This is a genomic window from Sphingomonas sp. (assembly GCF_019242355.1).
Lineage (GTDB): Bacteria > Pseudomonadota > Alphaproteobacteria > Sphingomonadales > Sphingomonadaceae > Sphingomicrobium.
The window spans coordinates 1-7,243 of the sequence record NZ_JAFAVR010000094.1 but is presented as its reverse complement, the minus strand read 5'-3'; the positions used below and the strand labels follow the sequence as shown (position 1 = coordinate 7,243).

5 protein-coding genes and 1 pseudogene are annotated in these 7,243 nt (G+C 65.9%); 5 read left to right on the top strand and 1 reads right to left on the bottom strand.

What is annotated here, in order from left to right:
* The 5 genes and pseudogenes from JOZ79_RS04525 to JOZ79_RS04505 all read left to right on the top strand — a co-directional run.
* Positions 1 to 667: pseudogene (locus tag JOZ79_RS04525) on the top strand (TonB-dependent receptor); the annotation flags it as partial.
* 107 nt (positions 668 to 774) lie between these two features.
* The gene (locus tag JOZ79_RS04520) at positions 775 to 2,787 is read left to right on the top strand and encodes a tetratricopeptide repeat-containing sulfotransferase family protein (protein ID WP_294071212.1); all 2,013 of its coding nucleotides are present in this window, start codon (positions 775 to 777) and stop codon (positions 2,785 to 2,787) included.
* Positions 2,787 to 3,941 (top strand): aspartyl/asparaginyl beta-hydroxylase domain-containing protein, encoded by a 1,155-nt coding sequence (locus JOZ79_RS04515; protein ID WP_294071209.1) that lies wholly within the window; start codon positions 2,787 to 2,789, stop codon positions 3,939 to 3,941. The genes JOZ79_RS04520 and JOZ79_RS04515 overlap by 1 nt, the downstream gene beginning before the upstream one ends.
* Before the next feature lie 19 nt (positions 3,942 to 3,960).
* Positions 3,961 to 5,514: a putative 2OG-Fe(II) oxygenase gene (locus JOZ79_RS04510; protein ID WP_294071206.1), complete on the top strand. Its 1,554-nt coding sequence runs from the start codon at positions 3,961 to 3,963 to the stop codon at positions 5,512 to 5,514.
* Positions 5,515 to 5,569: 55 nt separating this feature from the next.
* Positions 5,570 to 5,830 (top strand): hypothetical protein, encoded by a 261-nt coding sequence (locus tag JOZ79_RS04505; protein ID WP_294071203.1) that lies wholly within the window; start codon positions 5,570 to 5,572, stop codon positions 5,828 to 5,830.
* Between the two features lie 153 nt (positions 5,831 to 5,983).
* Here the strand turns inward: JOZ79_RS04505 and JOZ79_RS04500 are convergent.
* On the bottom strand, positions 5,984 to 7,243 hold a 1,260-nt coding region (locus JOZ79_RS04500), incomplete at its 5' end, for a peptidase S10 (protein WP_294071200.1).

Genomic DNA, 7,243 nt, shown 5'->3' with positions numbered 1-7,243 from the left:
TCTGGGGACCTTCTCCCTGTCCTATCAGGGCACGTGGACCCGGCATAACAAGGTCGATAACGGCTTGACGGCTGTTTACGATTGCGTGGGCTACTACGGCAGCACCTGCCTCGATCCGACCTTCCGCTACCGGCACAAGGCTCGCCTGACCTGGGAGACGCCGTTCGGCATCGGGATTTCCGGTCAGTGGCGCCACCAGTCGAGCACGACCTATGAGGGCTACAGCGACAACCCAACGCTTGCGGGAACGCACTACGTTCAGGGCGGTCACATCAAGGCGTATGATTACATCGATCTCGCCGCGACCTACAGCGCCTTCAACCTGGTCGACTTCCGCGTCGGCGTGAACAATGTGTTCGATCGCATCCCGCCGTTGATCACGAGTGGCGGCGCCTGCGCTGGTGTGTATTGCAACAACAACACCTGGGTGACGGCGTACGATGCTCTTGGCCGGTTCGTTTATGCCGGTGCGACGATCACGTTCGGCCACCACGCCGCTCCGCCGCCCCCGCCGCCGCCCCCGCCGCCGCCGCCTCCTCCGGCGCCTGCTGCTCCGGCGACGCAGACCTGCCCGGACGGATCGGTGATCCTGGCGACGGACACGTGCCCGGCACCGCCTCCGCCGCCCCCGCCGCCGCCGGCGACCAACGGCGAGCGCGGTCAGTAAGTTTTACCGACGTTGCAAAGGGAAGGGCGGTGCTTCGGCGCCGCCCTTTTCTTTTGGGTGCCTGCCGTTCGGCTGGCCGCCGCCGCCGGGAGCGCTAAAAGGACTCCATGGCCACGACGACTGCAATGGACCCCGAGACCGCCGCCGCGATCCGCAACGCCCTTGCCGCGGCAACGACGGGTCGGATCGCCGAAGCACGACAGATCGGCGAGAGCGCCCTTTCGAAAGGCGGTGATCCTACCGCTCTGAACGCGATGCTCGGGACCTTCTGCATCGGCGTCCGGGATTTCGAAGGCGCAGTCCGGCATCTTCGTGTTGCTTACGCGCAGCGACGGGACGATCCTCTGATCGCTGCCAATCTCGCGACCGCGCTGGTCGAGCAAGGCGCTTATGCGGAGGCCCTCGATGTCGCGCGTCCGGACCTTTCCCACAGCGACCCCGCTCTCCGCCTTGAGCGTATCCGTGGCTACGCCGTTCACGCGCTTGGCGATTTTGCCTCTGCGGGCCGTGCCTACGAACGCATTGTCGCGGCCAATCCGGACGACTGGGAAAGCTGGAACAATCTCGGCAACAGCCGCCGCGCTGCCGGCGATGTCGAGGGCGCCGTTGATGCACTTCGACGGGCTGCCGCGATCGCTCCGGACTCGCCTCCCGTTCGCCTTAATCTTGCGACCTTGCTGTCCGGAACGGGCAGAGCGGCCGAGGCCGAGGCCGAGCTCAGTGCCATGGCCCGCGATTTTCCCGACGACTGGCGCTCATTGCGTGAGCTTTACGGTCTCTTCCGTTCCCAGGCGCGCGAGGAAGAGGCGCTCGCCGCAATTGAGGACGCAAGCCGCCGCAATCCGGATGATCTTGACCTGCTCCTCGCCGTCGCCAGCCAGCGGCTTGTGCTGCTCGACAACCCGGGCGCGGAAGCCGCTTACGGCGAGGTCGTCGCCCGGGTTCCATCCCACGCCGTCGGCAACCTCGGCCTCGCGGTCGTCTATGAATTGTCGAACCGTACCGACGAACTCGCTCGTCTCGCTGGCGAAGCCGAAGCGCGCGGCGCGGACAGGGACGTTGTCGATATCATCCGCGCGTTCGACCATCGCCGCGGCAAGCGGTTCGAAGAAGGCCTGGCTGCCCTGGCCGGCGTTTCGCCCGAAATCGAAGCTGCGCGCCAAGCGCATCTACTCGGCCAGCTGAATGACGGCGCGGGCCATTACGACGCCGCCTGGACCGCCTTTTCGCGGATGAACGAAATCCAGCGGGCCGACCCCTCCCGGCCCGAGGACAGAGCCGCCGCCTATCGGCAGACCCTCCGCCGGAGCCTCGAGGTCGCGACGCCGGACTGGGCCCGGACCTGGGTCGACGTCGATGCCGGGGACGGCCGCGCCAGCCCGGCCTTTCTGGTCGGCTTTCCCCGGTCGGGGACGACGCTGCTCGACACGATGTTGATGGGTCACCCGGCGGTCGAGGTGCTGGAGGAGGAGCCGACGTTCCAGCGGGCAGCGGAGCTGATGGCGGACTTTCCGAACCTGCCGACGGCAACGCCGGAACTCGTGGCGGCCGCTCGGAATGCCTATTTCGAGGAAGTGGCGAAGCACACGCCGATGGCGCCCGGCAAGCTCATCGTCGACAAGAACCCGCTGTTGATGGGTGCCGTGCCCCTGATTCGGCGAATCTTCCCCGACGCCAGGATCATCCTTGCGATCCGGCATCCCTGCGATGTCGTGCTCAGCTGCTTCACGACCAATTTCAAGCTCAACGATGGCATGTCGAGCTTTCTCCGCCTCGACACCACGGCCGAACTCTACGATCTTTGCTTCAGCTACTTCGAGCGCGTTCGCGAGCTGATGCCCGTCAATGTTCACGAGGTGCTCTATGAGCGGGTGGTCACCGACCGCGAGCACGAGCTCGAATCCCTGTTCGACTTCCTCGGTCTGGGCTGGGATTCGAATGTCCTCGATCACCAGGCAACCGCCGCGAAGCGGGGGCGGATCAAGACGGCCAGCTATGCCCAGGTCGGGGAACCGATCTACTCGCGGTCCTCGGGCCGCTGGCATCATTACCGCCGCCACCTCGAGCCCGTTCTCCCGATCCTGAAACCCTGGATCGAAAAGTTCGGCTACGACGCCTGATGCCGGGCTCGGCTGCACTGGTCGAGGAAGCGGATGCGGCGACTGCCGCCGGTGACCTGTCGCGGGCCGAAGAGCTCCTTCTCAAGGCTGGCCAGGCCGCCCCCGACGATGTCACCCTGCGCCTCAAGCTCGCGGCCCTGCAGCGCGCGACCGGACGGCCGCAGGCGGCGCTTGCGACGGTCCACCAGGCGCTTGCCCTCAGCCCGCTCGACTTCACCGCCCTTTTGCTCCGCGCTAGCCTCCTCGACCGCCTGAAGGAGCCGGGCGCGACGGAAGCCTGGAGCCATGCGCTTGCGCAGCGGCCGGACGGCGACCTGCCGCCGCACCTCCGGTCTGTCGTCGCGACGGCCGAAGCCAGGGTCGAACGGTGGACTGCTGAGCGCGAAGCCCGGATGAAGGCTGCGATGGCGGACTGCGAACGTGACGCCGATCCGGACCAGAAGCGCCGCATCGACCGCTTCCGCAGCAACGTTCTCAGGCAAACCCGCCCTTACCACAGCGAGCCCACCCATTTTCACTTCCCGGGCCTCGCCGAGCGCGAATTTTATCCGGCGGCCATGTTCCCCTGGCTGAGCCGGCTGCAGGACGCCACGGACGTCATCGCGTCGGAGATGGAGGCGGTGATGGCCGCCGAGCGCGCCGAGCTTGTGCCCTACGTCCAGTATGCCGACCATTTGCCGCTGGATCAGTGGCGGGACCTGAATCACAACCTCGACTGGACCGCCATTCATTTGATGCAGAACGGCAAGCGCATCGAGGCGAACGCGCGCTTTTGCCCAAATACTCTCGAGATCCTGGCTGAGTGCGGCCAGCCGCACATCGCTGAGGCTTCGCCAAACGCGATGTTTTCCCTCCTTGCACCCAAGACCTCGATCCCGGCGCACGTCGGCGTCAACAACGCTCGACTCGTCTGCCACCTGCCTCTGGTTGTTCCGGACGGCTGCTGGTTCCGAGTCGGCGCGGAGATTCGCCACTGGGAGCGCGGCGAGGCCTTCGTGTTCGACGATACGATCGAGCACGAGGCGGCGAACCCGACCGATCAGCTGCGCGTCGTGTTCATCTTCGACGTCTGGCACCCGGACCTGTCCGAGGTCGAGCGCAACGCGGTCGCCGCCCTGATCGAGGCCGACGGCGTGCCCGGCGGGCAACTGTGACCGGAGCGCGGGGGCAAGCGTGACGTTCGAACGAGCGCTGGTCGCCGCCCGGCAACGGCGCCATGACGAGGCCGTGCTGTCGGACCTTGCGAGGAGCGCGCTCGCCGAGGGCCGGGAGGAGTCCGCGCTGCCAATGTTGCGGGCAGCCGCCGAGCGATCGCAGGTCGCGCTCCTGTGGCAATGGACGGCGCTCCTCGAACGCTCGCTCGACGAGTACGAGGCATCGCTTGCCAGCTTCGGACGCGCGGCCGCGCTCGCTCCAGCGGACCTCGGCATCGCTCATGGCCACGCCAGGGTCGCGCTGGAGGCGGGGGTGCCGGCGGAAGCCTTGTTCGCGGAGGCGTTGCGCCTGTCGCCGACCGACGGCGACCTGTTGCTCGGCTATGTCGCGTCGCTGTTCGCCGCCGGCCGCCTGCAGGCCGCCGAAGCCACGCTCGAGAATGCGGTGACGCGTTCGCCGTTCTGGAGCGAAGGCCATCTCCAGCTCGCGCACCTGCGATCGAGGATGGGAAAGCGCCAGCAGGCGACGGCATCGGTCGAGCAGGCACTGCGACAGTATCCCGGCCAAGAGCAGCTCTGGATCGCCTTGTTCCGGCTGCACCTGCAAGCCGAACAATTCGCCGCCCTCGACGACGCGGTTGCGCGCGCTCGGGCGCATCTGCCCCCGAGCGAGATGCTGCTCAGTTACGAGACCATCGCCGCGGCCGAACGCGGCGATGGCGCGCGGGCGGATCGGCTGTTCAACGGCATGAATCCCGGCCTTCGAGCTTCGCTCGAAATCTACCGCATTCGGCATCTGCTTCGCTCCGAGCGCGTGGAGTTGGCCTGCGCCGCGATCGATTCGACACTCAAGACCAGCCAGGCTGCCGACGTCTGGCCCTATGCGTCGGTTGCCTGGCGCCTGGCCGGCGACCCCCGCTGGCAGTGGCTCGAAGGCGATCTCGACAGGCTCGTGACGGTCGTCGATCTTACCGCCGACCTGCCCACGATGGCGGGCCTCGAACAGGCACTGCGGCGGCTCCATGTCGCCGAGGGCGAATATCTTGACCAGTCGGTGCGCGGCGGATCCCAGACCGACGGCCCGCTTTTCACGAAAATTGACAGCAACGTCCGGGGGCTGCGCTCCGCGGTTGTCTCGGCCGTCGAAGCCCATGTGCGCAATCTGCCGGCGCGCGACCCGTCGCATCCGCTGCTCGCGCCTCCCCGCGACCAGCGCATCCGCTTTTCGGGAAGCTGGTCGGTCCTGCTTCGGGGATCGGGCTATCACGCCAACCACGTCCATCCGCAGGGGTGGATCAGTTCCGCTTTCTATATCCGCGTGCCGGAGCCCGCCGCCGGCGATTCGCCGAATTCCGGCTGGCTCACGCTCGGCGAGCCGCAGCAGGGGCTTGCCGTCGATCTTGCGCCGTTCCGGGAGATCGAGCCAAAGCCTGGCCGCCTCGTGTTGTTTCCGTCCTACATGTGGCACGGCACCCGACCGTTCGCGGCGGGCGAGCGGCTCACGGCAGCGTTCGACGTCAGGCATCCGATCCAGACGCAGATCGGGACAGTCGGTTTGTCGACATCCGCTTGATTGAAGATACCATCGCGACTATTGGATTTTCCTCGCGCAATCAGGAGATTAAATCGTGAGTCGAGTGCTGACCTGTGTCGCTATCCTCGCTTTTGCGGCCGCGACGCCCGCGCTTGCCGACCCCACCCCGCAGACCCAGCCGCAGGCGGCTTCGAATCCTCAGGATCGGGTGATCTGCGAGCGTGAGCAGGATACCGGGAGCCGCCTGACGGCGCACAAGATCTGCCACACCGCCAGCGAGTGGGCGCAGATTCAACGGGATGATCGCCAGGATCTCGAACGGCGCCAGTCCGATCGTCCAATGAACGGCCATTGATAGCCCTGGAGCCGGCCGCATCTCTCGCGATACGGTTGCGATGAACGGTCGGGGCGCCCCAGTGCCACAGTAGCGGCCTGACGCTCTGTTGAAACATTCGGAAAGTCGACACGGCCGGAGCGCAGCGCGCCCCGGCCGTCGTTCTGTCGGGTCCTAGCGTCGAGTCAGGTTATTCGTCCGCCTGATGAAGCCGGCGACATCGTCGTGAAGGCGCTGCAAAGATTCCTGGTTGGCATAGACCATGTGGCCCGACGGATAATAATGGAACTCCATGTTCCCCATCAGGCTCTGCGGGATCGCGAGATGGTGCATCTCGTACCAACCTTCATAGAACGGCGTCGCAAGGTCGAAATACCCGCCCGCCACGAACACCTTGAGGTCGGGATTGTATTTCATCGCGGTGCCAAGGTCGGCCATGACGTTGGTGGAGCCCGGAAAGGCCACGTCGGCTCCCGGCGGCTTGTGCTTGAAATCCCAATATTTGAAGACGTCGATCTCGGGCTTGTAGGTGTCCTCGCCGCCGTAGTGCAGCTGCTCGCGGGCATAATCGTTGAAGGCCGACACATAGGCCGAGCTGATTGCCGCGGACTGCGGATCATAGTCGGCGGTCTTGCTCAGCGGGTCCATGGTCGGTCCGCTGAAGCGAGTGTCGAGCCGGCCCGTGGTCAGGCCTTCGCTGTCCTGGAGATTCTTCTCGAACTCGCCGCCGCTGATGCGGAGGTTCGCCCTGAGAACATAGGAGACCGGCAATCCGGTATATTGCGCCAGCCGCTCCGCGACCTGCTGGCGCCGCGCCGGATCGAGCTCTGATCCCTGCTGCAGAGCCGCGGCATAATCGGTCGTCGAGAACTGCTCCACCGAGCGCAGGAATGTCGGCAGGTCGGCCGGCCGCTCGCCCGGCAGGCGATTGTGGTACCAGGCGGTCGCAGCATAGGTCGGAAGCGCGACGACATAGGGCTCGTCCATCCCCGGGTTCGCTTCGGGCCCGTCGACATCAAGATCGAAGTTCAGGATCTGCGACAGCAGGATGACGCCATTGAAGTCGATCGAATCGTCGGTCTGGAGGTCATTGACGAGCACCGCCGACCGCGGCGTGCCATAGCTTTCGCCGAACAGGTATTTGGGCGAGTTCCAGCGGCCATATTGAGACAGGAATCCCTGGACGAACTGGCTGAAGGCATAGGCATCCTGGTCGACTCCGTAGAAGGCCTTCTCCTTGTCCTTGCCGCCGATCCGGCTGAACCCGGTACCCGGAGCGTCGACGAAGACGAGGTCGGTCGCGTCCAGCAGGCTGTACTCGTTGTTGACCAAAGCATAAGGCGCGGCCGGAGTGTGGCCGTGGTCGCTGGTGACCACCCGGCGCGGCCCGAACGCCCCCATGTGCAGCCATACGGTCGATGAGCCGGGACCGCC

Excerpts from the sequence above, each read along its gene's own strand:
- JOZ79_RS04520 (WP_294071212.1), top strand. The coding sequence starts at position 775 with ATGGCCACGACGACTGCAATGGACCCCGAGACCGCCGCCGCGATCCGC.
- JOZ79_RS04515 (WP_294071209.1), top strand. The coding sequence starts at position 2,787 with ATGCCGGGCTCGGCTGCACTGGTCGAGGAAGCGGATGCGGCGACTGCC.